Source organism: Asanoa sp. NPDC049573, assembly GCF_040676615.1.
In the GTDB taxonomy this organism is placed as follows: Bacteria; Actinomycetota; Actinomycetes; order Mycobacteriales; family Micromonosporaceae; genus Asanoa.
Window position 1 is genome coordinate 265,529 of sequence record NZ_JBFAPI010000001.1, and the last position, 22,512, is coordinate 288,040.

22 protein-coding genes are annotated in these 22,512 nt (G+C 71.6%); 13 read left to right on the plus strand and 9 right to left on the minus strand.

Translation table 11 applies throughout. The features are described 5' to 3' along the window. Positions 1-22 precede the first annotated feature (22 nt). A complete protein-coding gene (locus tag AB0J74_RS01225; RefSeq protein WP_363442997.1) occupies positions 23-2,875 on the plus strand; it encodes an SUMF1/EgtB/PvdO family nonheme iron enzyme in 2,853 nt (950 codons plus the stop codon). A gap of 10 nt (positions 2,876-2,885) precedes the next feature. On the opposite strand, the gene AB0J74_RS01230 is transcribed toward AB0J74_RS01225, so the two are convergent. Genes AB0J74_RS01230 through fabG form a run of 4 tightly spaced genes read right to left on the minus strand, consistent with a single transcriptional unit; the run spans position 2,886 to position 6,239 of the window. Beyond that, positions 2,886-3,665, minus strand: coding sequence for an HAD-IIA family hydrolase (locus AB0J74_RS01230; RefSeq protein WP_363442998.1), 780 nt, complete (start codon positions 3,663-3,665; stop codon positions 2,886-2,888). Further along, positions 3,662-4,702 carry a ferrochelatase gene (locus AB0J74_RS01235; RefSeq protein ID WP_363443000.1) on the minus strand — a complete coding sequence of 347 codons (1,041 nt, stop codon included), beginning with the start codon at positions 4,700-4,702 and terminating at the stop codon, positions 3,662-3,664. Before AB0J74_RS01235 ends, AB0J74_RS01230 begins: the two co-directional genes overlap by 4 nt. Before the next feature lie 22 nt (positions 4,703-4,724). Beyond that, the gene (gene fabI, locus AB0J74_RS01240; protein WP_363443002.1) at positions 4,725-5,507 is read right to left on the minus strand and encodes an enoyl-ACP reductase FabI; all 783 of its coding nucleotides are present in this window, start codon (positions 5,505-5,507) and stop codon (positions 4,725-4,727) included. Positions 5,508-5,534: 27 nt separating this feature from the next. Next, positions 5,535-6,239, minus strand: coding sequence for a 3-oxoacyl-[acyl-carrier-protein] reductase (gene fabG, locus AB0J74_RS01245; protein WP_363443004.1), 705 nt, complete (start codon positions 6,237-6,239; stop codon positions 5,535-5,537). Between the two features lie 167 nt (positions 6,240-6,406). On the opposite strand from fabG, the gene AB0J74_RS01250 reads away from it, so the two are divergent. The 4 genes from AB0J74_RS01250 to AB0J74_RS01265 all read left to right on the plus strand — a co-directional run bounded on the left by AB0J74_RS01250 (position 6,407) and on the right by AB0J74_RS01265 (position 10,594). Next, positions 6,407-7,672, plus strand: a complete 1,266-nt coding sequence (locus AB0J74_RS01250; RefSeq protein WP_363443006.1) for a sensor histidine kinase — start codon at positions 6,407-6,409, stop codon at positions 7,670-7,672. After that, on the plus strand, positions 7,669-8,334 hold the full coding sequence (locus AB0J74_RS01255) for a response regulator transcription factor (RefSeq protein WP_363443008.1): 666 nt from the start codon (positions 7,669-7,671) through the stop codon (positions 8,332-8,334). The genes AB0J74_RS01250 and AB0J74_RS01255 overlap by 4 nt, the downstream gene beginning before the upstream one ends. Before the next feature lie 83 nt (positions 8,335-8,417). After that, on the plus strand, positions 8,418-9,305 hold the full coding sequence (locus AB0J74_RS01260; RefSeq protein ID WP_363443010.1) for an alpha/beta hydrolase: 888 nt from the start codon (positions 8,418-8,420) through the stop codon (positions 9,303-9,305). Continuing rightward, positions 9,302-10,594, plus strand: coding sequence for an acyltransferase family protein (locus AB0J74_RS01265; RefSeq protein ID WP_363443012.1), 1,293 nt, complete (start codon positions 9,302-9,304; stop codon positions 10,592-10,594). The genes AB0J74_RS01260 and AB0J74_RS01265 overlap by 4 nt, the downstream gene beginning before the upstream one ends. Positions 10,595-10,847: 253 nt before the next feature. Here AB0J74_RS01265 and AB0J74_RS01270 read toward each other — a convergent pair whose 3' ends face one another. The 3 genes from AB0J74_RS01270 to AB0J74_RS01280 form a co-directional block, all read right to left on the minus strand. Next, on the minus strand, positions 10,848-11,798 hold the full coding sequence (locus tag AB0J74_RS01270; RefSeq protein WP_363443014.1) for a VWA domain-containing protein: 951 nt from the start codon (positions 11,796-11,798) through the stop codon (positions 10,848-10,850). Beyond that, entirely contained in the window at positions 11,795-12,727 is a 933-nt protein-coding gene (locus AB0J74_RS01275; protein WP_363444015.1) for a DUF58 domain-containing protein, read from the minus strand. Before AB0J74_RS01275 ends, AB0J74_RS01270 begins: the two co-directional genes overlap by 4 nt. A gap of 167 nt (positions 12,728-12,894) precedes the next feature. Beyond that, positions 12,895-14,043, minus strand: a complete 1,149-nt coding sequence (locus AB0J74_RS01280) for a MoxR family ATPase (protein WP_363443016.1) — start codon at positions 14,041-14,043, stop codon at positions 12,895-12,897. Positions 14,044-14,318: 275 nt separating this feature from the next. On the opposite strand from AB0J74_RS01280, the gene AB0J74_RS01285 reads away from it, so the two are divergent. The 5 genes from AB0J74_RS01285 to AB0J74_RS01305 all read left to right on the plus strand — a co-directional run bounded on the left by AB0J74_RS01285 (position 14,319) and on the right by AB0J74_RS01305 (position 17,833). After that, positions 14,319-14,516, plus strand: a complete 198-nt coding sequence (locus tag AB0J74_RS01285) for an acetone carboxylase (RefSeq protein WP_363443018.1) — start codon at positions 14,319-14,321, stop codon at positions 14,514-14,516. 19 nt (positions 14,517-14,535) lie between these two features. Then, positions 14,536-15,048, plus strand: a complete 513-nt coding sequence (locus AB0J74_RS01290) for a PH domain-containing protein (RefSeq protein ID WP_363443020.1) — start codon at positions 14,536-14,538, stop codon at positions 15,046-15,048. A gap of 18 nt (positions 15,049-15,066) precedes the next feature. After that, positions 15,067-16,452, plus strand: coding sequence for a PH domain-containing protein (locus AB0J74_RS01295; protein ID WP_363444018.1), 1,386 nt, complete (start codon positions 15,067-15,069; stop codon positions 16,450-16,452). 74 nt (positions 16,453-16,526) lie between these two features. Continuing rightward, positions 16,527-16,946, plus strand: coding sequence for a hotdog domain-containing protein (locus tag AB0J74_RS01300; RefSeq protein ID WP_363443022.1), 420 nt, complete (start codon positions 16,527-16,529; stop codon positions 16,944-16,946). Beyond that, positions 16,943-17,833: an MBL fold metallo-hydrolase gene (locus tag AB0J74_RS01305; protein WP_363443024.1), complete on the plus strand. Its 891-nt coding sequence runs from the start codon at positions 16,943-16,945 to the stop codon at positions 17,831-17,833. The genes AB0J74_RS01300 and AB0J74_RS01305 overlap by 4 nt, the downstream gene beginning before the upstream one ends. Positions 17,834-17,876: 43 nt before the next feature. On the opposite strand, the gene AB0J74_RS01310 is transcribed toward AB0J74_RS01305, so the two are convergent. Next, positions 17,877-18,938 (minus strand): lytic polysaccharide monooxygenase, encoded by a 1,062-nt coding sequence (locus AB0J74_RS01310; RefSeq protein WP_363444021.1) that lies wholly within the window; start codon positions 18,936-18,938, stop codon positions 17,877-17,879. A gap of 242 nt (positions 18,939-19,180) precedes the next feature. Here AB0J74_RS01310 and AB0J74_RS01315 point away from each other — a divergent pair, with 242 nt between their 5' ends. The 3 genes from AB0J74_RS01315 to AB0J74_RS01325 are packed head-to-tail and all read left to right on the plus strand — an operon-like array spanning position 19,181 to position 21,425. Continuing rightward, a complete protein-coding gene (locus AB0J74_RS01315) occupies positions 19,181-20,113 on the plus strand; it encodes a carbohydrate kinase (protein ID WP_363443026.1) in 933 nt (310 codons plus the stop codon). Further along, complete coding sequence (locus AB0J74_RS01320; RefSeq protein ID WP_363443028.1) at positions 20,110-20,754, plus strand: hypothetical protein; 645 nt, start codon at positions 20,110-20,112, stop codon at positions 20,752-20,754. The genes AB0J74_RS01315 and AB0J74_RS01320 overlap by 4 nt, the downstream gene beginning before the upstream one ends. Positions 20,755-20,807: 53 nt before the next feature. Continuing rightward, positions 20,808-21,425, plus strand: coding sequence for a hypothetical protein (locus AB0J74_RS01325; protein ID WP_363443030.1), 618 nt, complete (start codon positions 20,808-20,810; stop codon positions 21,423-21,425). Here the strand turns inward: AB0J74_RS01325 and AB0J74_RS01330 are convergent. After that, entirely contained in the window at positions 21,422-22,396 is a 975-nt protein-coding gene (locus AB0J74_RS01330; RefSeq protein WP_363443032.1) for an aldo/keto reductase, read from the minus strand. The genes AB0J74_RS01325 and AB0J74_RS01330 overlap by 4 nt on opposite strands. Positions 22,397-22,512: the final 116 nt, after the last annotated feature.

Below are 22,512 nucleotides of genomic sequence, written 5' to 3' on the forward strand. Positions count from 1 at the left end.
TGCGCCCAACAGTCTGACGACGATGCCAGACGTGGCTCAATTCTTTGCGACCGAGCTCGGTGACGTTGAGCTGCGTCGAGAGGTCCGGGCCTTTTATAACGAAGCCGCCCAGAAGGTTGCCGCCGTGCCGCCCGTACTGAGGGCGATCGCCGAGCTTCCGGGGTCTGTGATCGCCACCACCAACGTCGACGGCATGCTCGACCGGGTCCTCGGAGCGGGCAGCTTCGACAGTATCGTCGGCAATACCGATGTGGCTTACCACGAGCTGATGAGAAAGCTCGTTGTGCCATTACACGGCAAGCTGGAGCGACCTGAGTCCCTGACGCTCACACGCGACGACCACTACAACTTCGTAGAGCGCTACGAGTTGCTCGATGAGGTGCTCCGCGCTCACCTCGTGCTGCGGACGCCGATCTTAATCGGTTGCGACCTGCAGGACCCGTTCCTTGCACCGTTCTATCGTAGAGTCGCCAAGGGGATGGGCGAACACGCTCGCCGAGCATACGCGATCCAGTCAACAATCCCACCGCATGAAGAGAAATACTGGCGAACCCAAAACCTTGTCGTGGTCCGAGAAGACCCAGCATCTTTCCTCGAATCGATTAGGACGATGGTGGGCGCTGGCAGGAATCCGGCGAATGGTGGTGTGGCGTCGGAGCCCAGTGTGCAGCGTCAGATTTTCAAGTTCTTGGCTCCCTTTGAAGAGACCGACGCGGAGCGGTTCTTTGGGCGGAGAGTCGAAGTCGATGCAGTCATGCAAAAGATTGCGTCGCGCAGCTTCGTCGTGTTGCATTCACGCAGCGGCGCCGGAAAAACGAGCCTGATACGCGCCGGTTTGATCCCCAACCTCGTGCGCCAACAGTATAGGGCCGTCTACCTGACAGCGTGGCGGGACCCGATCGCCCAGTTGGCCGAGGTCCTCGCGGCTAATAGGAACGGAGGTCGTGCGGCGCTTCGGCGCCGGGTCTCTGACGAACTAGTCAGATTGAGCTCAGCCGGTACCCACGTAGTTATATTCATCGATCAATTCGAGCAATTCTTTCTTTCGACGAACATTACTGAGCAGCAACGGGCGGACCTCACTGCGTTGTTGGAAGACTGCGTGTCGGGCAGGCTTGCCAATGTGCGCTTCGTGGTCTCAGTACGCGAAGATTTCCTCGCGGATCTCCATGACCTTCAGCAAACGCTGCGGACCACGTTTGCGAACTACTATCGGCTCGGTAACCTGAGCTCAGTGCAGGCCCGGGAGGCGATCGAAGGTCCGCTTGGTCTCGCGGGGATCAAGGCGCCTTCGGCGCTGGTTGAGCAAATTCTTGACGAATTGCAGCAAGGCGCTGGGCAGATCTTTCCTCCGCAATTGCAGATAGTCTGCGATCGCCTCTTCAGTCAGGAGCGCGACGCGGGGTGGGTTGCAACGCAAGTCCCAGGCGACCTGGAGGCTCTTGGTGGGGTGCGTGGAATCCTTGCCAATTATGTAAGCGACGTGCTTCGCTCGATGACCGCAGTGGAGCGGAGCGGCGCTCAGACCGTCTTGAAAGCGCTGGTCTCATCGCGAAAGACCCGCTCGAAGGTGGGCTTGGAAATCCTCGCAGCGCGCACCGAAGGTGCTGTGGACCTGCGGCATGTATTAGAGGCGCTGGAGGATCATCGTTTGATCCGGCGCGACGACGAGGCGGGCGCCCTCCACTTCGAGCTGACTCACGAATACATGATTGACGAGATTTCGAGCTGGATCACCGAGGACGAGTACAACACTCGGCGAGCACAGGAGTTGGTTGAGCGAGAGTTCTTTAACTGGATGGAGGACCCCACCGTCCATATGACAGTCGAGCGCTTCGCATTTATCAATGGCGAACGGTCGGCGCTTCAGTTGACGCTACGCCAGCGCGAGTTTCTGCTAACGACGTCATTGAATGTTCAGTCGGACATCGGATATTGGCTGGATCAGGTTGATCTGGGCGCGGCCGAGATACAGGATCGATTGGCAACGGATCTCGCGTCGCCAAGCGCTGGGCAACGTAGGAACGCGGCTGTGCTACTTCTGGTCCACGGCGCGCGGTCTAGCAATGATAGGCTGCTGTCTGAGGTCCTAGCCGTGCTGGCAGCGGTCGGCAATCCACGCACGCTGGAGCTGCTGTCGGAGGTGCCGATCAGCGGGGGGATCCGAGAAGAAGTCGCAAGGGTTGTTCGCGAGCGGTATCGCTCGGGAATGGCCTCCGTCGAAGCAGGGCCGTTCGTCATGGGCAGCACCCCTGCAGAAATTGACTGGGTCTCCGGCCACTTCGACATACCACGTGGCTGGATCGAGAAAGAAATGCCGCAGAGTAGGATTAATCTTGAAACCTACCTGATCGATCGCCACCTGACGACCAATGGCGAATTCGTTGAGTTCGATCCCTCTCATCGTTTCCCGGCTGGCCAGGATGACCATCCGGTAGTCAACGTGACCTGGAGACAGGCGGGTGATTACGCAGCGTGGGTGGGCAAACGTCTACCTACCGAGGCTGAATGGGAAAAGGCCGCGCGTGGTGTAGATGGACGGCGCTACCCCTGGGGAGACCAGTTCGACGTCCAGTTAGCGAACAGCAAAGAGTCGGGTATCGGGACAACCACGCCGGTCGGCTCGTTCCCAGAGGGCGCGAGCCCGTACGGTTGCCTGGACATGGCTGGAAATGTTTTCGAATGGACGAGCACGTTAGCCGCTCCCTATCCCTACGAAGTCGATGATCGGGAGGATCCCGATCGCGCTGGTGTACGGATTCTTCGCGGAGGCGCTTTCTCATATAACTACAGCTTGTTGCGTTGCGCTCTTCGCTATGACTATTACGACCCTACCCACGCGAGCACTAGCCTTGGCTTTCGGTGCGCGGCTTGACTGAGACCCGTCAGAGCTCGTCGATCAGGTCGGCGACCGAGTCGACGATCCGGCTGGGGCGGTAGGGGTAGCGTTCCGCCTCGGCCCGGGTGCTGATGCCGGTCAGCACCAGGATCGTCTCCAGACCGGCCTCCAGGCCGCACAGGACGTCGGTGTCCATGCGGTCGCCGATCATGGCTGTGCTTTCCGAGTGGCCGGCGATCGTGTTGAGGGCCGAGCGCATCATCATCGGGTTGGGCTTGCCGACGAAGTAGGGTGTGACGCCCGTCGCTTTTTCGATCATGGCGGCCACTGAGCCCGCCGCCGGCAGCGCGCCCTCGGTGGATGGGCCCGTCGGGTCGGGGTTGGTGCAGATGAAGCGGGCGCCGTCGTTGATCAGGCGGACGGCCTTGGTCAGGGCCTCGAAGCTGTAGGTGCGGGTTTCGCCCAGGACGACGTAGTCGGGGGCGTAGTCGGACAGGACGTAGCCGACCGCGTGCATCGCCGTGGTCAGGCCGGCCTCGCCGATCACGTAGGCCGAGCCGCCGGGGCGCTGGTCGCTGAGGAACTGGGCCGTGGCCAGGGCCGCGGTCCAGATCGACTCCTCGGGCACGTGCAGGTCCATCCGGGCCAGGCGGGCCTGGAGGTCGCGCGGCGTGTAGATCGAGTTGTTGGTCAGCACCAGGAACGGCTTGCCGCTCGCGCGCATCCTGCGCAGGAACTCTGGCGCGCCGGGGACCGGCTGGCCCTCGTGAATGAGCACGCCGTCCATGTCGGTCAGCCAGCTCTCGATCGCCTTGCGGTCGCTCATGACGGTCTCCTGGCTGGTGGCGTGCAGCAGTCGGCGGGACAGGTGTCCCAGAAGGGAAGGCTACCGAGCCGCGGCCGGGTCTCGGCGCCCTCGACCCGCTCCAGCACCAGCTCGCGGACCATCGCCACGAAACGGGGATCGGTGCCGGGGGTGGCGGCCCGGACGAAGTCCAGGTTGCGGCTCTTCGCCGTCGCCGCGGCCTCGTTGTCGAGGTCCCAGATCACCTCCAGGTGGTCGGAGACGAACCCGATCGGGCTGACCACCACCCCGGTGACCCCGGTGTCGGCCAGCGCGGCCAGGTGGTCGTTGACGTCGGGCTCCAGCCACGGCACCTGGGGCGGGCCGGAGCGGCTCTGCCAGACCAGGTCCCACGGCAGGTCGGGTGCGGCCGCCGCCGCGACCAGGGCGGCCGTCTCGCGCAGTTGGGCGACGTAGCGGCCGGGCGGGGCCACCGGCGGCGGGCCGGCCGTGACGGCCATCCCGGTCGGGATCGAGTGGGCGGTGAAGACCAGGCGGGTGGTCGAGCGGCGGGCCGGGTCGAGCGTGCCGAGCGCGGCGCGGACCGCGTCGGCGTGCGGCTCGACGAAGCCGGGGTGGTCGGCGAAGTGCCGCAGCTTCTCGATCACCGGGGCGCCGGGGCCGACGGCGGTGCGGGCCCGGGCGATGTCGTCCTGGTATTGCCGGCAGGACGAGAAGCCGCCGTACGCGCTGGTCACGAACGCCAGCGCGTGCTCGACGCCGTCGGCCTTCATGGTCGCGACCGTGTCGGTCAGCATGGGGTCCCAGTTGCGGTTGCCCCAGTAGACCGGCAGGTCGAGGCCATGGGCCGCGAAGTCGGTGCGGATCGCGGCCAGCAGCTCACGGCACTGCTGGTTGATCGGGGAGACCCCGCCGAAGTGGTAGTAGTGCTCGGCGACCGCGGCGAGGCGTTCCGGTGGCACGCCCCGGCCCCGGGTGACGTTCTCCAGGAATGGAATCACGTCTTCCGGGCGTTCCGGGCCGCCGAACGAAACCAGGACCAATGCGTCGTACGGCATCAGACGATTGTGCCTTGTGGGTCTAGACCGGTGCGCTCTCGGCACCCAGCGCGTGATATCCGCCATCGACGTGGATGATCTCGCCCGTCGTCGCCGGGAACCAGTCGCTGATCAGCGCCAGCACAGCCCGGGCGGCCGGCTCCTGATCCTGCAGGTCCCAGCCGAGCGGGGCCCGCCTCGTCCAGGCGTCTTCGAACTGCTCGAAGCCGGGAATGGACCTGGCCGCCATCGTGCGCAGCGGCCCCGCCGACACCAGGTTGCTCCGGATCCCCTGCTTGCCCAGGTGCAGCGCCAGGTAACGGGACGCCGACTCGAGGCCGGCCTTGGCGACGCCCATCCAGTCGTAGACCGGCCAGGCCTTGGTGGCGTCGAAGGTCAGCCCGACCACCGACGAACCCCGCCGCATCAGCGGCAGCGCGGCCATCGCCAGCGACTTGTAGGAGTAAGTGGAGACGTGCAGCGCGGTCGCCACGTCTTCCCAGGAGGTCTCCAGGAAGTTGCCACCGAGCGCGGTCGCCGGGGCGAAGCCGATCGAGTGCACCAGGCCGTCGACACCGTCGATGTGCTTGCCGACCTTCTCGGCGAGCGTGTCGAGGTGCTCCTGATTGGTCACGTCAAGCTCGATCACCGGCGCCTCGGCGGGCAGCCGCTTGGCGATCCGCTCGACCAGCGACATCCGGCCGAAACCGGTCAGCACCACGGTCGCGCCGTTCTCCTGGGCCAGCTTGGCCACCGAGAACGCGATCGACTGGTCGGTGATCACGCCGGTGACCAGGAGTCGCTTGCCCTCCAGCAGTCCTGCCACGGTGCAGCCTCTCTCTTGATTCGAAGATCAGTGACCCATGCCCAGGCCGCCGTCGACCGGGATCACGGCGCCCGAGATGTAGCCAGCGTGGTCGCTGGCCAGGAAGGTGACCGCCGCGGCGATGTCGTCGGTCGCACCGAACCGGCCGGCCGGGATCGACTCGACGTATTTCTTCTTGAGGTCGTCGGGCAGGTTTTCCGTCATGTCGGTCGTGATGTAGCCCGGCGCGACCACGTTGGCGGTGATGTTGCGCGTGCCCAGCTCGCGGGTGATCGAGCGGGCGATGCCGACCAGCCCGGCCTTGCTGGCCGCGTAGTTGACCTGGCCCGGGTTGCCGGACAGCCCGACCACGGAGGAAATGAAGATCATCCGGCCGAAGCGGGCCCGCAGCATCGTCTTCGAGGCGCGCTTGGCGACCCGGAACGCGCCGGCCAGGTTGGTGTCGACGACGCTGGTGAACTGCTCCTCGGTCATCCGCAGCAGCAGCGTGTCGGCGGTGATGCCGGCGTTGGCGACCAGCACCTCGACCGGGCCCAGCTCCTGCTCGACCTGGGCGAAAGCCTCGTCGACCGAGTTGGCGTCGGTGATGTCGCATTTGACGCCGAGGACCCCTTCGGGCGCGCCCGTGCCGCGGTGCGTCACCGCCACCTTGTCGCCCTGCGCGGCGAAGGCCAGCGCGATGGCCTTGCCGATGCCGCGATTTCCGCCGGTCACCAGCACCGTGCGCGCCATCTCAGATCTCCCCACTGCCAACTCCGTCAACGGATGGGACATTACGGCCTACCCGGGGGTACGGCTAATTCGCCTCGCCCGGTGTGATTCTCATACCCCGGTATGACACCCGGGATGGCTCCCCAGCGGCACGCGCCCGGTCGTACGGGCCGCGTAGCGTCCTGGTGGTGACCGACAGCCTCGCCCGCACCAGCCCGCGCGACCTGGCCCGGGTGCTGATCGGGAAGGACTTCCCGCCGCCGCCCGAGCGGCGTCCGCTGGCGCCCCGGCTCGACCGCTGGTGGCGGCGCTGGCGCTCGCTGGTCGTGCCGCTGATGGTGCTCGCCGTCATCGGCCTCGGCGCGGCCGCCACGCAATACCTGATCGGCGCCCGCCACATCCAGGGTCAGGTCGCGGTCCTGCTCGGCTACGCCACCGCGCTGCCCATCCTGCTCGCCTACCACCGCCCGCTGTGGGCCTGGCGGCTCTCGTTCGTGATGCTGTTCTTCGGCACCATGCAGGCCCCGCCGACCGACGGCTGGCCGTGGAACCCGGTGCAGATCTTCTTCTTCCTGATCGTGCTGCTGGCCCTGGCGCTGCGGGCACCTTCCGGCGTGGTGGCCTGGGCCGGCCTGTTCACGCTGATCCCGGTCCTCCTCTACGTCAACAGAGCCAACGCCTGGGGTGTCTCGGTCCTGTTCCTGCTCGTGCTGATCGTCGGCGACCAGATCCGCCGCCAGCGCGAGCGCTCCCGCACGCTCACCGCCCAGCTCGCCGAGCAGGAGGAGCAGTCCGAGCTGGAGAAGGCCCGCCGGGCGGTGCTGGAGGAGCGCACCCGGATCGCCCGCGAGATGCACGACGTGGTCGCGCACCACATGTCGATGATCGCCGTGCAGGCCGAGACCGCGCCGTTCCGGCTGCCGGGGATGGCCGAGCCGGTGCGGGGCGAGTTCGTGTCGATCGCCGGGTCGGCGCGGGCCGCGATGACCGACATGCGCCGGCTGCTCGGCGTGCTGCGCAGCGAGACGGCGCCCGCACCCACCGCGCCCCAGCCGGGCCTGGCCGACATCGCCGAACTCGTCGAGACCGCCCGCCGGGCCGGGGTCCCGATCACCCTGCACGGCACCGTCCCCGACGAGGAGGGCCCGGTCGCGCTGGCCGCCTACCGGATCGTCCAGGAGGCACTGGCCAACGCGGCCCGGCACGCACCCGGCGCCGCCGTCCGGGTCGCCGTGACCCGCGACGCCGGGTCGGTGGCGCTGCGGGTGGAGAACGACCCGCCGGCGACGCCGACCGAGCCCGGCGAGGGCCACGGGATCGCCGGCATGCGCGAGCGGGCGACGCTGCTCGGCGGCACGTTCGAGGCCGGGCCTACCGTGTTCGGTGGGTTCGCGGTCGCCGCGACACTGCCGGCGATGGCCCGCGAGGTGATACCGGAAGGGCAGGACGCGTGATCAAGGTCCTCATCGCCGACGACCAGGCGATGGTCCGCGAGGGATTCGGCGCGTTGCTCGCGGCCCAGGCCGACATGGTGGTGGTCGGCGCGGCCGCCGACGGGGCGCAGGCGGTCGCCGAGAGCCGCCGGCTCGACCCCGACGTGGTGCTGATGGACATCCGGATGCCGGTGCTCGACGGCCTCGAAGCCACCCGCCGGCTGCTCGACGGCCGGCCGCCGGGCGCGCCGCCCCGGGTGCTCGTGCTGACCACCTTCGACCTCGACGACTACGTCTACGACGCGCTGCGGGCCGGCGCCAGCGGCTTCCTGCTCAAGGACGCGCCCGCCGCCGACCTGGTCAACGCGGTGCGGGTGGTCGCCGGCGGCGAGGCGCTGCTGGCACCCTCGGTCACCCGGCGGCTGATCGCCGAGTTCACCGCCCGCCCGGGCCGGGCCCGGCCGCGGCCGACCGCGCTGTCGGCCCTGACGCCGCGGGAGACCGAGGTGCTCCGGCTGATCGCCCGCGGCCGGTCCAACCAGGAGATCGCCGCCGACCTGGTCGTGGCCGAGCAGACGGTGAAGACCCACGTCGGCCGGATCCTGGCCAAGCTGGCCCTGCGCGACCGCGCCCAGGCGGTGGTGCTGGCCTACGAGACGGGTCTGGTCGCCGCGGGGGAGTAGCCCCCGTCAGACCCAGGTAGTACGAACAAGACCACGCTCCGGTACGACGATTCACCACCGTCCACACCGGCATCGTTCGCCGCATGATGCGACGGACACTCATCTACGGCGGCATCGCCGCGACGCTCGGCGCCGGCCTGCTGGTTCCCACCTCGACACCGGCCGTCGCCGCGCCCGCGGCCGGTGCGACCCCCGCGGCGGCCTACCCGGCGGCAGCGAGGGCGATGACGACGGCCGGCGGCCCGTACGCCGCCTGGGTCCGGGCCGGACGGCGGTTCCTCGAGTTCGACCCGAGCGGCGACGGCACCGCGGTCGAGGTGGTCGGCGACCTGGCCACCGCCGACCGGATCGCCGTCGTGGTGCCCGGCGTCGACACCACGCTGGCCACGTTCACCAGCGGGCTCGGCGGCGTCGAGCGGCGTGCACCGGCGACCCAGGCCCGCGAGGTCTACGCCGCCGCCCGTGCGGCGGACCCCGACGCGGACGTCGCGGTGGTCGCCTGGCTCGGCTACGACCCGCCGGAAGGCATCGGCCTGGAGGCGGCCCGCGAGGTGCGGGCGAAGGCCGGCGCGCGCAACCTCGACGCGTTCACCGGCTGGCTGGCCGACCGCCGGCCGGACGCCCGGATCACGCTGATCGGGCACAGCTACGGCGCGGTCGTGGTCGGGCTCGCCGCGCGGCACCTGCCGCCGCAGGTGACCGCGCTGGTCGCGCTCGGCGCACCGGGCATGGGCGCCGACGACGTGGCCGGCCTGCACACCCGGGCGGCCGTCTACAGCGCGCTGGCGCCCACCGACTGGGTCCGCCGGCTGCCCCAGGTGCGCCTGCTCGGCCTGGGCCTGGGCACCCGCCCGTCGAGCGGGTCGTTCGGCGCCACCGCGCTGCCGACCGCGGGAGTGGACGGGCACGACTACTACTTCTCACCGGGTACGGCCAGCCTGGCCGCCGTCGCCGCGGTGGTGACCAGGTGACCGCCCGCCGGGACGCCGGGATCGACGCCGTGCGGGCGATCGCCATCGCCGGGGTGGTGCTCGGGCACTGGCTGGTCACCGCGCTCGTGCTCGGCGACGACGGCGCGCTGCACGTGAACAGCCCGCTGGCCGCCCTGCCCGCCCTGCAACCGGTGAGCTGGCTGTTCCAGACGCTCGGCCTGTTCTTCCTGGCCGGCGGGTATGCCGCCGCGGCGTCGGCCGCCCGCCCGAAAACCGTCCCCGCGCCGTCGAGCCCGGTGCCGGCAGCCCGCCGCCGCTTCCCGCCGCTGCCGCGCCGCCTGCGCGCCCTCGGGCTGCCGGTGCTCGCCCTGCTGGCCCTGCTCGGCCTCGCCCTCACCGCCGGCGCGCTGGCCGGCGTGCCGGAGGCCACCCTGCGTACGGTCGGCAAGCTGGTGCTGAGTCCATTGTGGTTCCTGTTGCCATTCCTGGTGTTGACCGCGCTGGTCGGCCCGATCGCCCGGCTGGTGCGCCGGTTCGGCCCGGTGCCCCCGGTCGCGGCCGCCGCGGCGGTCGTGCTCGCGGCCGACGCCGGCTTCGGCTTCCTGCCCACCACCCTGGTCGCGGCCTGGTCGGTGCCGTTCGTGCTCGGCGTCGCGCTGGCACAGGGCCGGCTGGGCGGCCGGCGCACCGGCTGGGCGCTGCTGGCCGGCGGCGCGCTCGCGGTGGCCGCGCTGGTCCTGTTCGCGGGCTACCCGGCCAGCGCGGTCGGCGTGCCCGGCGCGGGACGCTCCAACCTGGACCCGCCCTCGCTGGCCGCGCTGGCGCTCGCGTTCGCGCAGACCGGCGCCGTGCTCCTGCTGCTGCCCCGGCTGCGCCGCCTCGGGGCACGGCGGCCGGTGCGCGCGCTCAACCAGGCCGCCCTGCCGGTGTACCTCTGGCACCAGGCCACCATGATCTCCGTCACGGTCCTCGTCGCCTGGCTCGCCGGCCGCCTGCCCGGCCTGCTCGTCGCGCCCGGGGGCTACGCCTGGGCGGCGGCCCGGTTCGCCTGGCTTCCGCTGTTCGCGGCCGCTCTCGTGCTGGTCGTCCGCCTCACGCGGGTCGGACCGGGCCGGCCGGCCGCCGGCGCGCCCCAGCGTCCGGCGGGCGGTCGGCGGCGGCGACCATATCGGACGGTGCCCGGCCAACCTTCCGGCCTATGGCACGGCAGCGGCGGGCACAGGATAGAATCAGCGACGGTTCGTGTGCCCGGCCGACGTGTGGAGGTGATCGCCGTGCGAGACAGCGATCCTCCGAGTCGCAGCCGGGCCGCCGTCCGGTCCCGCTGACCCGCGACCGACGACAGCCAGAAATCCGCCTGCCGGCACTCCGCCGTGCCGTGCCCGCTTCGGGCCCGGCCCCGGCGTGACGCCGTCCGGCTGCGACTCTCCTCCGCCGCGATTCCCCGCACTCCCAGTCCCACCGTCGCATCGGAGAGCAGTGATGAATGGTCGTCTGATGGCCCCGCTGGGCTTCACCCTCGCCGCCGTCTGGGTTGTCGTCGTCGTGATGCTCGTCAACAACACCGCGAGTTGACGAGCATCAGGGCAGCCGCGACGACCAGATCAGGCTGAGGCCGGCCGCGATCAGGCCGAAGAGCAGCGCGAAACCCGCATACCAGTGGGTGACCTCGCGCGGCTCGACCCGGTGGCCGATCGAGCTGCCCATGTCTTCGTAGACCCGCTTGAGCTCGGCCACGCTCGCCGCCTCGTAGAAGAACCCGCTCGTCGACTCGGCCAACTGCGCCAGCGCGAGGCGGTCGACCGGCACCCGCTGGAGCTGCCCGCCGATGTCGACGGTGCCGTTGTCGGTGCCGAACGCGATCGTCGACACCGGCACGTTGGCCGCCTGCGCCGCGCCGGCCGCCTCCTCCATCGGGCGGCCCGTGGTGCGGTAGCCGTCGGAGAGCAGCACGATGCGGGCCGGCGGTGCCCCGTTGGCGCCGTCGGCGGGCACCGTGCGGATCGCGTCGAGACAGGTGAACACCGCCTCGCCCGTCGCGGTCGCCTCGGCCAGGGTCAGCCCGTCGATCGCCGCGGTGATCGCGGAACGGTCCTTGGTCGGCGCCACCAGCACGTTGGCCGACTTGGCGAACGAGACCAGGCCGAGGTTGTAGGTCGCCGGCAGCTCCTCGACGAACTGCTTGGCCGCGACCTGGGCCGCCTCCAGCCGGGTCGGCGCCACGTCGCTGGCCTCCATCGACAGCGAGACGTCGATGGCCAGCATGATCGTGGCGCGTTCCAGCGGCAGCTCGCGGTCGACCGACGGCCGGGCCATCGCCAGGGCCAGCGCCAGCAGGCTGAGCAGCAGCGCGCCCGCCGAGACGTGCTTGCGCCAGCCGAGGCCGCGCGGCGCGAGCGACCGGAGCAGCTCGACGTTGGTGAACCGCAGCGCGTAGTCGCGGCGGCGCAACTGCCGCCAGACGTAGGCGGCGGCGACCAGCGCGACCGGCAGCAGGGCGAGCAGCCACCAGGGTTGCAGGAAACGGATCATCGTGTCGTACCCCGGGTGCGTGCGTGTCGCTGTGCGGCGACGAACCTGACGATGTCGAGGAGCCAGTCGGAGTCGGTGCGCAGCCGCAGGTGTTGGGCGCCGGCGGCGCGCAGTTCGTAGGCGATCGCGGAGCGCTGGGCGGCGGCGCCGGCGGCGTAGCGGGCGCGCAGCTTGGCGTCGCCGGTGTAGACCTCGTGCAGCGCACCGGTCTCCGGGTCGGCCAGCACGAGCACGCCGACGTCGGGCAGTTCCAGCTCGCGCGGGTCGACCACCTCGATCGCGAGCACGTCGTGCCGGACCGCCAGCTTGCGCAGCGGCCGGCCCCAGTCGGCCGGCGGCGCCATGAAATCGGAGATCACCACGGCCATACCCCGGCGGCGCGGTGGGCGGTTGAGCATGTCGATCAGGTCACCCAGGTCGGTGCGTCCGGGCTTGATGGGTGTACGCGCGACCGCGCGCAGCAGACCCTGCGCCTCCTTGCGGCCGGGGCGGGCCGGCAGCCGGGCCGTGTAGCCGCCGCCGGTGCCGACCACCGCGCCGATCCGGTTGCCGCCCCGCACGGTCAGGTGGGTGACCGCCGCGGCCGCCGCCACCACCAGGTCGCTCTTGAGCATCTGGGCGGTGCCGAACGAGAGGCTGGCCGACAGGTCGATCGCGAGCCAGGTCTCCAGCTCGCGGTCGGCCACCGTCTGCCGGGTGTGCGGCACGGTGGTGCGGGCGGTGACCGGCCAGTCCATCCGCCGCACGTCGTCGCCGGGCCGGTATTCGCGGGACTCGCCGGGCTCGGTGCCCGGCCCCGGCAACAGCCCGATGTAGTCGCCCTGGAGCAGCCCGTCGAGCTTGCGGGTGATCAGCAGTTGCAGCCGGGAGAGCACCTGCTCGGCCCGGGCCGTCGCGACACCGCCGCTGGCGCCCGCCGCGTCGTGCACGCCGGCCGTGTCGGCGATCCGGTCGGCCCGGGTGCGCCCGGAACCGGACCGCCGCGGCGCGCCACCGGCCGCACCGGTCGACGGTGACCCCGGCCCGGCCGGGCCGGACCACGACGCCGGCCCGGCAACCCCCGGCTCGCCGTGGCCGAGCGGTTCGGCGGGTGCGGTCACGGCAGGCGGCCAGGCCAGGCACCGGCGGGCTGCGCGGGCGGCTGCGGTTGCGGGCCCGCCGTCGCGTGCTGGCGGGGCGCCACCGAGGGCAGCGGGACGGCCTGCATCAACCGCGCCACGATCTGGTCGGCCGGCACGTCGTCGGCGAGGGCGTCGTAGCTGAGCACCAACCGGTGCCGCAGGATGTCGGGCGCGATGTCCTGCACGTCGTTGGGCAGCACGTAGTCGCGGCCGCGGAGCAGGGCCAGCGCCCGGGCGGCGCGGACGATGCCGAGCGACGCGCGCGGGCTGGCGCCGTACTGGATCAGTTGCGCGACGTCGGGCACGCCCGACTCGGTCGGGTTGCGGGTGGCCAGCACCAGCCGGACCGTGTAGTCGACCAGCGCGTTGTGCACGAACACGCCGTCGGCCTTGGCCTGCAGTGCCACCAGGTCGGCGGGGCTGAACACGACGGCCGGCTGGGGCGCCTTGACGCCCATCCGGTAGACGATCTCGCGCTCTTCGGCGTCGGACGGGTAGCCGACCAGGATCTTCATCAGGAACCGGTCGCGCTGCGCCTCGGGCAGGGGGTAGACGCCCTCCTGCTCGATCGGGTTCTGGGTGGCCATCACCAGGAACGGGTTGGGCACCCGGTGTGTCACGCCGCCGATCGAGACCTGCTGCTCCGACATCACCTCGAGCAGCGCCGACTGCACCTTGGCGGGCGCCCGGTTGATCTCGTCGGCGAGCAGGAAGTTGACGAACACCGGGCCGAGTTCGACGTCGAACTTCTCGCTCGACTGCCGGTAGATCCGGGTGCCGATCAGGTCGGCGGGCACCAGGTCGGGGGTGAACTGGACCCGGGCGAAGGTGCCGCCGACGACGGTGGCGAGCGTCTCGACGGCGAGCGTCTTGGCCACACCGGGCACGCCCTCCAGCAGGCAGTGGCCGCGGGCGAGGAGCGCGACGAACATCCGCTCGACCATCCGGTCCTGCCCGACGATGACCCGCTTGACCTCGAAGAGCGCGCGTTCGAGCAGCGTCGCGTCCTGCGCGGGGGTGGTGGCCGGCGGGTCACCGGGCTGCCCACCGGTCGGCATGACCGGGCCCGCGCCGTTGGTGACGGCTTCGGGTTGCGGGGAGTCGGGTGCGGTCGGCTGGGCCACGGGTCCTCCACAGACGCGTTGCGTGGGTCGGCGGCGGCGCCCCCGGCGGGTCGCCACGCCAGAGTCTGGCGGTCGAACCTGGGAACGCCGCAACAAGCCTTGCATGCCGGCCGGCGCGGCGTGCGCGCAGAACCGGATTCGCGTCGTGAATGCCGCTCCGCGACGCTCGGCAAACACGGGTAGACAAGCAGGGGAACGTGACGTGTACGATTCCTCCACGCCGGGCGACTTCCCCCGTGGTCGCCCGGCCCTACCTCGCTCGTAGACTTCGGCGGGTGGAAGCCGAGATCGAGCCCGTGTGCTCGGCCAAGGGCTGCCGCCGCGAGGCCAGCTACGAGATCCGCTGGAACAATCCCCGGATCCATCCGCCCGAGCGGCGCAAGGTCTGGCTGGCCTGTTCGGAGCATCGCGAGAGCCTCGCCGACTTCCTCGACCGCCGCGGCTTTCTTCGCGAGGTGGCGCCGTTCCGGTGATCCCCTACGCTCTACAGACGTGGATATCGCCGCGGCCGAGCCGAGCAGCCCTCTTGAACCGTGGCCCGAGACCGTGCGGTGGCAGCCGGTCTCGCGTGACCTGATCTGGGTTGAGCTGATCCGGTGGGGCGCGTCCGCCGCGATGCTGCTGCTCCCGCTCGGCATCCTGTGGGCGATCTTCGGCGGCTGGCCGCTCGGCCTGGCCTTCGGCGTCGTGCTGGTGCTGATGTTCTGGCGGTTCTGGGCGATCTTCCGAGCCGTCCGCGCGTGGGGCTACGCCGAACGCGACCACGACCTGCTCGTGCGCCACGGCCTGCTGGTCCGCCGGCTGTCGATCGTGCCCTACGCCAGGATGCAGTTCGTCGACGTCAGCGCCGGCCCGCTGGAGCGCGCCTTCAAGCTGGCCACCGTGCAACTGCACACCGCCGCGGCGGCCAGCGACGCCAGGGTGCCGGGGCTGCGGCCGGCGGAGGCGTCGCGGTTGCGCGACCGGCTGACCGCGCTCGGCGAAGATCGCGCCGAAGGGCTCTGAGCCGTGGCCACCCCACCGATGGCGCCGCCGCCCGTGGCCACCCCGCCGGTGGCGACCGCGGGCGGGGAACCGCGCCGCCGGCTCCATCCGCTCAGCCCGCTGCTGCACGGCGCGCGGGCGTTGGTGGTGATCGTCGCCGCGCTGTCCTGGTCGTCGTTGCGCGAGTTCGGGCTCGGCTGGTTCGCGCTGGCGGTGCTCGTGCTGGCGTTCGGTGCCACGATCTGGTCCTTGATCAGCTGGGCCAACACCGGCTACCACGTGGTCGGTCACGAGCTGCGGGTGTACGAGGGCCTGCTCTGGCGCCGCACCCGGGCCATCCCGCTCGAACGCTTGCAGTCGGTCGAGGTCGTGCGCCCGCTGCTGGCGCAGCTCACCGGCCTGGCCGAGCTGCGGCTCGAGGTGGTCGGCGGCGGCAAGACGGAGGCGCCGCTGGCGTTCCTGTCGGTGGCCGACGCGGTGGCGCTGCGTGACCGGCTGCTCGCCATCGCGGGCCGGTCGGCTCCCGCCGCGGAGGCCGCACCGGCCGGCAGCCCCTCCTTGGTCGAGGGCGCCGCACCGCCGCGCGTATCCGATGAGCTTCTGGCGGTTTCCAATCGGGATCTGGTGATCAGCCAGTTGCTCACGCCCCAGGCGATCTCGCTGCCGATCGGTGTCGCGTTCGTGGTGCTCCAGTTCGGGTTCGACCCGTCGTGGTCGTTCATCGGCGTGGCCAGCACGCTGACCGCGATCGCCGGGGTGCTGCTGCAGCCGGTCCGGCGGGTGCTCAGCGACTGGAACTTCCGGCTGGCGCGGGACGCCAGCGCGCTGCGCCTGCGCTTCGGGCTCACCGAGACCCGCGCGCAGACCGTGCCGGTCCACCGGGTGCAGGGCGTGACCGCGACCTGGCCGTTGCTCTGGCGCACCCACAACTGGCTGCGGCTGACTCTCGACGTGGCCGGCGTCGCCGGCGAGGGCGGCGCCAACCGCGCCGAGACCGACCGGTTGCTGCCGGTCGGCACGCCCGAGGAGGCGGACGTGGTGGCCGCCGCGGTGCTGCCCGGCGTGCTGCTCGGCGCGCTGGTTTTCGCGCCCCCGCCGCCGCGCACCCGCTGGTTCCACCCGCTGGCCCGGCCCAAGCTCGGCGTGACGCTGACCGACCGCGTCGTCGCGACGCGGGAGGGGCTGCTGACGCGAACCGTGCTGATGCTGCCGTATGCCCGGATCCAGAGCGTCCGGGTCGTTCAAGGCCCGCTGCAACGCCTGCTCGGTGTCGCCACGGTGTATGCCGACTCCGCCCGCGGGCGGTCGGCCGCCCTGCGCGACCGCGACCTGGCCGAGGCCTGGTGGCTGGCCGGCGAGCTGGCCGAGCGCGGCCGGGCGGCCCGGCTGGCCGCACCCGACCGCGGCCCGTCGGTCAGGGTCTAGCTGCGCATTCACGGTTATCCACAGGTTGGCGGGGCTCGTAGCTTGAGCGTGGTCGAGCGCCTACGCTGAGAGTCATGGAGCAGCAAGCAGACGCGCCCTTCGCGCCGGGCTTGAGTGCGCGGGTGGAGCTGACGGTCACCGACTCCGACACCGCACAGGCATTCGGCTCCGGCGACGTGCCGGTGCTCGCCACCCCGCGGGTGTTGGGGCTGGTCGAGACCGCGACGGTCGCCGCGACGGCGACCCGCATGCCGGCCGGCATGACCACCGTCGGCACCCGGGTCGAGCTCGACCACAAACTGCCGACCGCGATCGGCCGCACCGTCTACGCGGTCGCCACGCTGGCCAAAGTCGACGGTCGCAAGCTGCTGTTCGAGGTCACCGTCACCGACGCGCCCGGCGGCGAGGCCGCGGCCGTGGTCGCCGAGGGCCGAGTGGAGCGGATCTTCCTTGATCGGCACCGGTTCGTCGAGCGCGCCGTCGGCGGGTCATGACCCAGTCCCAGCCCGGCTTCGTCGAGGTCGCCGACCGCGTCTTCCTGCTGCGCTACCCGGTCTACGACGTCAACGTGACGCTGATCGTCGGCGACGAGGCGGCCGTCGTGGTCGACACGCTCTCGACCGCCACCCAGGCCGCCGAGCTGCTCACCGCCGCCCGGCGGGTGACCGGCGCGCCGTGGGCCATCGTCAACACCCACCACCACTTCGACCACGCGTTCGGCAACGCCACCCTGGCCCGCCAGTTGCCGCCGCCGGCCGAGCAGTTCCCGGTCTTCGGTGACCCGGCCGCCGCGGCGGTCGCCGAGACGCGGATCTGGGCCCACGAGGAGACCGCCCGGCTGCTCGGTCACGAGGAGACGGCCCGCCGCGAGGCGTGGGAGGCGGTGCAGGCCGGTTCCTGGCCCGAGCTGGCCGACGAGGTGGCCAAGACCGAGCTGCTGCCGCCCAACGCGATCGTGCTCACCGACGCGGCTCTCGACCTGGGCGGCCGGGTGGTCACGCTGGCCCACTTCGGCCGCGGCCACACCGCCGGTGACCTGGTCGTGCACGTCCCCGACGCCGACGTGGTGATCGCCGGCGACCTGGTCGAGGAGAGCGGCCCGCCCGCGTTCGGCGACGCGTTCCCGCTGGAGTGGCCGGGCACGGTGGCGGCGCTGTTGCGGCTCACCACGCCGCAGACGCTGGTCGTCCCGGGCCACGGTGCCCCCGTCGGCCAGGGCTTCGTCACCGGCCAACACGAAGAGCTGACCGAGCTCGAGTGGCTGATCCGCAACGGGCACGCCGAGCGGGCCCGGGTCGACGACCTGGCCCGCCGCGCCCCGTTCGGCGACGCCGCGCACATCGCCATCAAGCGCGCCTACGCGCTCCTCGACGGCGAGTGAGCGGTCCCGGCGACGCGCTCGCGCCGCCGGGACACGCCCTTCTTCAGGAGCCGACGCAGCTGACCACCGGGATGGCGTTGGTGCTGCCGGTGTAGGTGCCGAGGAAGCCGAACGTCGTCGTGCCCTCCGGCGCGATCGTGCCGTTCCAGGTGGCGTTGCGCACGGTCACGTTCGTTCCCGAGCCGCCGGAGGTGCCGTTCCAGACCTGCGCCAGCGTCTGTCCCGACGGCCAGGCCCACGAGGCGGTCCAACCGCCGTACGTGCGGGTGCTGTGGTTCATGATCGTGACCTCGCCCTGGAAACCGCCGCTCCACGCGCCGACCACCCGGTAGACCGCCATGCAGTCACCGCTCGGTGCGGGCGTGGTCGGGTTGGTCGTGGGTCCGGTGGTCGGGCCGGTGGTCGGGCTCGGGCCCCCGGGGTCGCCCGGGTTCTCGCTGCCCGGACCGACGCCGGTGACCTGGCCGGTGCCGCCGTCGAAGACCACGTCGGAGCAGCCGAAGAAGTTCTCGTTGCTGTCGGAGCGGACCCAGCGCGAGTAGATCAGGTGCCGTCCGCTCTTGCCGGCCGGCAGATTGCCGCTGAAGTAGTAGTGCCCCTCGGTGGTGCCCGGCCCGCCGCTCTGCGGCGGGTTGGTCACCGTGAGGAACGGCTGCGTCTCCAGGTCGGCCCAGGCCAGCGGCCGGGTCGGGCTCCAACTGTCGCGGGTGACGTAGAAGTAGAAGGTGCCGGGATGGTGCGCCCAGTTGCTGTACTTGAAGTCGAACCGGGCGCCCGAGGTCAGGTGGGTCAGTGGCCAGTCGTTGCGGGCCTGGTTGTAGGCGGCGAAGGTCGGGTTGCCGCCGCCGCACAACTCACCGTCGTTGATGAACCCGACGGTGCGGCCCGCGGCGTCCGAGCGCAGCACGCTGAACCAGTTGTAGAGCGGGTTGGTGCCGCCCTGCTGGACCGCGGCCGCGCAGGCCGGGTTGTGCGGTTGGATGTCGCCCTGCGGTGACAGCCCGTCCTTCCAGCACAGGTAGGTGCGGCTGCCCGGTGCGATCGGGGTGCCGTGCCCTTCGGCGGGCAGTTGGCTGACCACGGTGACGAGGCCGGCGGCGAGCATGGCGGCGGCGCCGAGCACCGCGGCCCTGCGGATGAGTCTCACGATTGCTCCTCGGGTTAGGCACGCCCATGGGCGTGCCGTCGTCGACTCGGGGAGCGCGGGCTCGCGGGCGTGCCGCGGCGCGCGCGTGACCCACCTGTGCCTCCACCTGGTGGGCGGCGCCAATCGCGAATTGCCCGGCATCGATATCGCACCACGACGGGGTGCGCGGCGGCAAGAGCGGCGCTGATTAGATGCACAGCATGGGATACGCGGTGGTGCTCGGTGAGGCGTTGATCGACCTGCTCGACGGCGAGTGCGCCGGCGACCGGGTCTTCCGGCAGGCGATCGGGGGCGGGCCGTTCAACGTCTCGGTCGGCGTCGCCCGACTCGGCGGCGAGGTGTCGTTCGCGGGCTCGATCGGCGACGACGCGCTCGGCACCCGCATCGTCGACTTCCTTACCGCCGCCGGTGTCGACGGCCGGGCCGTGGTGCGCGCTGCGGTGCCGACCACCCTCGCGGTGGTCACGTTCGCCGGGGCCGATCCCGAGTTCCGCTTCTACGGCTCGCCGCCGTCCTACTCGCTGCTGACCGAGGTGCCGCACGACCTGGTGGCCCGCTCCGCTGTCGTCTACTGTGGATCGATCGTGCTGCTGCACGCCGAGTTTCTGGCCGCGGCCCGGTCGGCCTGGTCGGCGGCCGGCGGCCTGCGCGTCTTCGACCCCAACGTGCGACCGTCGCTGCTGCCCACGCCCGCCGACGTCGACCACCTGCGGTCGGTGGTGGAGGAGTTCTGCGCCACGGCCGACCTGGTCAAGCTCAGCCACGCCGACGCGGCGGTCCTCTACCCGGGCCTGTCGCTCTCGTCGGTCGCCGGCGACCTGCTCTCGCTGGGCGCCGGCGCGGTGGTGGTGACCCGCGGCGCCGCGGGCGCGCTGGTCGCGTTCGGCGACGCGCGGGTCGAACTGCCGGCACCGGTGGTCGAGGCGGTCGACGCGACCGGCGCCGGCGACTCGGTGATGGCCGCGCTGATCGCCGGCCTGCTGGCCGAGGGCCGCCCCGGCGACGTCGAGACCTGGTCCCGGCACGTGTCCTTCGCGCTGCAGGTCGCCGGCCTGGTCTGCGAGCGGCCCGGGGGAGCGGTGGCGATGCCTGACCGCGGCGAGGTGGCCGCGCGCTACGGTGCGCAGGTATGAACCAGTCCCTGTTCTCGGATCCCGGCCCGCACGCGGCGCTCCTCGACGACCTGCCCGGCGACGTGACCACCGTGGTCGGTGCCGCCGGCCCCGACTGGCGCCGGGTCGCCGACCTGCTCGATGCCGACCAGCGCCGCCATCCGGGCCGGCCGCTGAGCGCGCCGCGCACCCGTCCGGTCGGCGCGTCGACCCGCGCGGCCGCCCTGCTGACGGTGGCCGCACTGCGCCGGCGCGGCGTGCCGGCCCGCTGCCGGGTCGGTTTCGCACCCCGCCTCGGCTACGCGCCGCGGGTGATCGCGACCCCGCTCGCGACCGACGACGACGGTTTCGTGCTGGCCGGCGAGGTCTGGTTGGCCTACCGCGAGGGCGTGGTCGACGCCGCCCGCTACGGCGGCGGCGCCGCGGTCCGCGACGCCGTCCTGCGCGACCTGGCCCACGCCAACGCCGACGAGGTGCCGCTGGCCGAGACCTGGGGCCCGATGGGCCCGGACCTGGTCGGCGATCTCGACGTGGTCGACGAGGTGGCGGCCCTGCTGGTCGCCACCTTCCTGGGCGACGAGGTGGCCGAGCGGGAACTGGCCGAGCGCTACGCCAGCGACCACCGGATCAGGCCGCCCGGCGCGACAGCCCGGGCGGCCTAGCGGGCCCGAACGGGGGACGCGCCGCACTGCCGCATCAGCGAGGATCTGATTCCGTGGACCTCCTCTGCCGGCTGGGCTGGCACCGCTGGGTCAGCGCCGACGGCCGCGTCGGCTGCCCGCGCTGCCACGCGGTGGCCGTCGCGGAGCGACCCTTCCAGGTGCGGATCGTGTGGTGGCTACTGGTCGGCATCGCCGTCGCGTCGGTCGGGCGGGCGCTGGCTGCGCTGGCCGTGCGCGACGACGTGGAGGCGTTCGCCGCGCGGTGGTGGCCGCTGCACGTCTACCGCCAGCAGATCGCCGACGCGCGGTCGGTTGTCTCCTACAGCATCGCGGTCGGCCTGACCCTCGCCGTCGTGCTCGTGCCGCTCCTCGTCGCGCTGCGCGGGCCGCTGGGCCGGGCCCGCTGGACGGCGTTCGGGGTGCTCTGCGCGTCGCTGCTGTCGCAGGTGGTCTACATCAGCAGCGACGTGTCCGAGGCGACGCCGGGCTGGTACCCGCTCACCCAGCAGGGACTCGAGTTCCTCGTGCTGGCGGCCTCGGTCGCGGTGCTGGTGCTGCTGCTGCAGGGCTCGAGCGCGCACTACTTCGACGAGGGCGTGGGCGTCCGCGCCGCCGGCGACGACGCCTTCGACCGCGCGGTGGCCGCCATCCGCCGCCAGCGGCAGGCCTAGCGCGGCCCCTCCGGTGTCGCACCCAGAACGGGGACGGCGCCGGCGGTGATCTTGTCGAGTTCGGTCAGGTCCTCGTCGGTCAGCGTGAGGTCGGCCGCCTCGGCCGCGGCCTGGATGTTCGCCGGCCGGCGGGCGCCGACGATCGCCACGTGTACGCCCTCCTGCGCCAGCACCCAGGCCACCGCGAGCTGGGCCACCGTCATCGACCGGCGCGCCGCGAACGCCGCCAGGTCGTCGACGATCGCGAGGTTGCGGGCGAAGCTGTCGCCGATGAACGCGGTCGCGTCGGCCCGCCAGTCGGACTCGGGGAACCGGGTTGACGGGTTCAGCGCGCCGCTGAGCATGCCGCTGCCCAGCGGGCTGTAGGCGAGGAAGCCGATGTCGAGGCCGCGGGCGTACGGCAGGATCTCGTCCTGGACCTCGCGCTGGAACAGGTGCAGCGGCGACTGCAGCGTCTCCACCGGCCGCACCGCCTCGAACGCGGTCAGCTCGGCGACGCCGTAGTTGGACACGCCGACGTGCCGGATCTTGCCCTCGTCGACCATTCGCTGCAGCGCGGTCGCGGTCTCCTCGGCCGGCGTCGCCGGGTCGGGCCAGTGCACCTGGTAGAGGTCGATGTGGTCGACGCCGAGCGCCCGCAGGCTCGCTTCGACACCGGCGCGCAGGAAGCCGGCGCGCGCGTCGCGGGTCCGTTCGCTGTTGGGGTTGATGCCGCCCTTGCTGGCTAGCACCACCGAGTCGCGGTCGGTGCGCAGGGTCGAGCGCAGCGCCCGGCCGAGCAACTCCTCGGCGCTGCCGAAGCCGTACCCCTGCGCGGTGTCGAACAGGTTGATCCCGAGGTCGTGCGCGCTCCGGATCGCTTCGATGACGGCGGACTCGTCGAAGTCGCCCCAGTCGCCGCCGAGCTGCCAGGTGCCGTAGGCGACCCGGGAGACGTCCAGCCCCGACCGCCCGAGTGTCGTGGTCCGCATCAACCCAGCCCACACCCGCGCCGCCCGGCCGGTGACCCGTTCACGGGTATTGAGAAGCAGATCACCGAACGCGACGTCCGATCGTCGCCAGACGCGGCTGCCCCGGCCGACCAGGC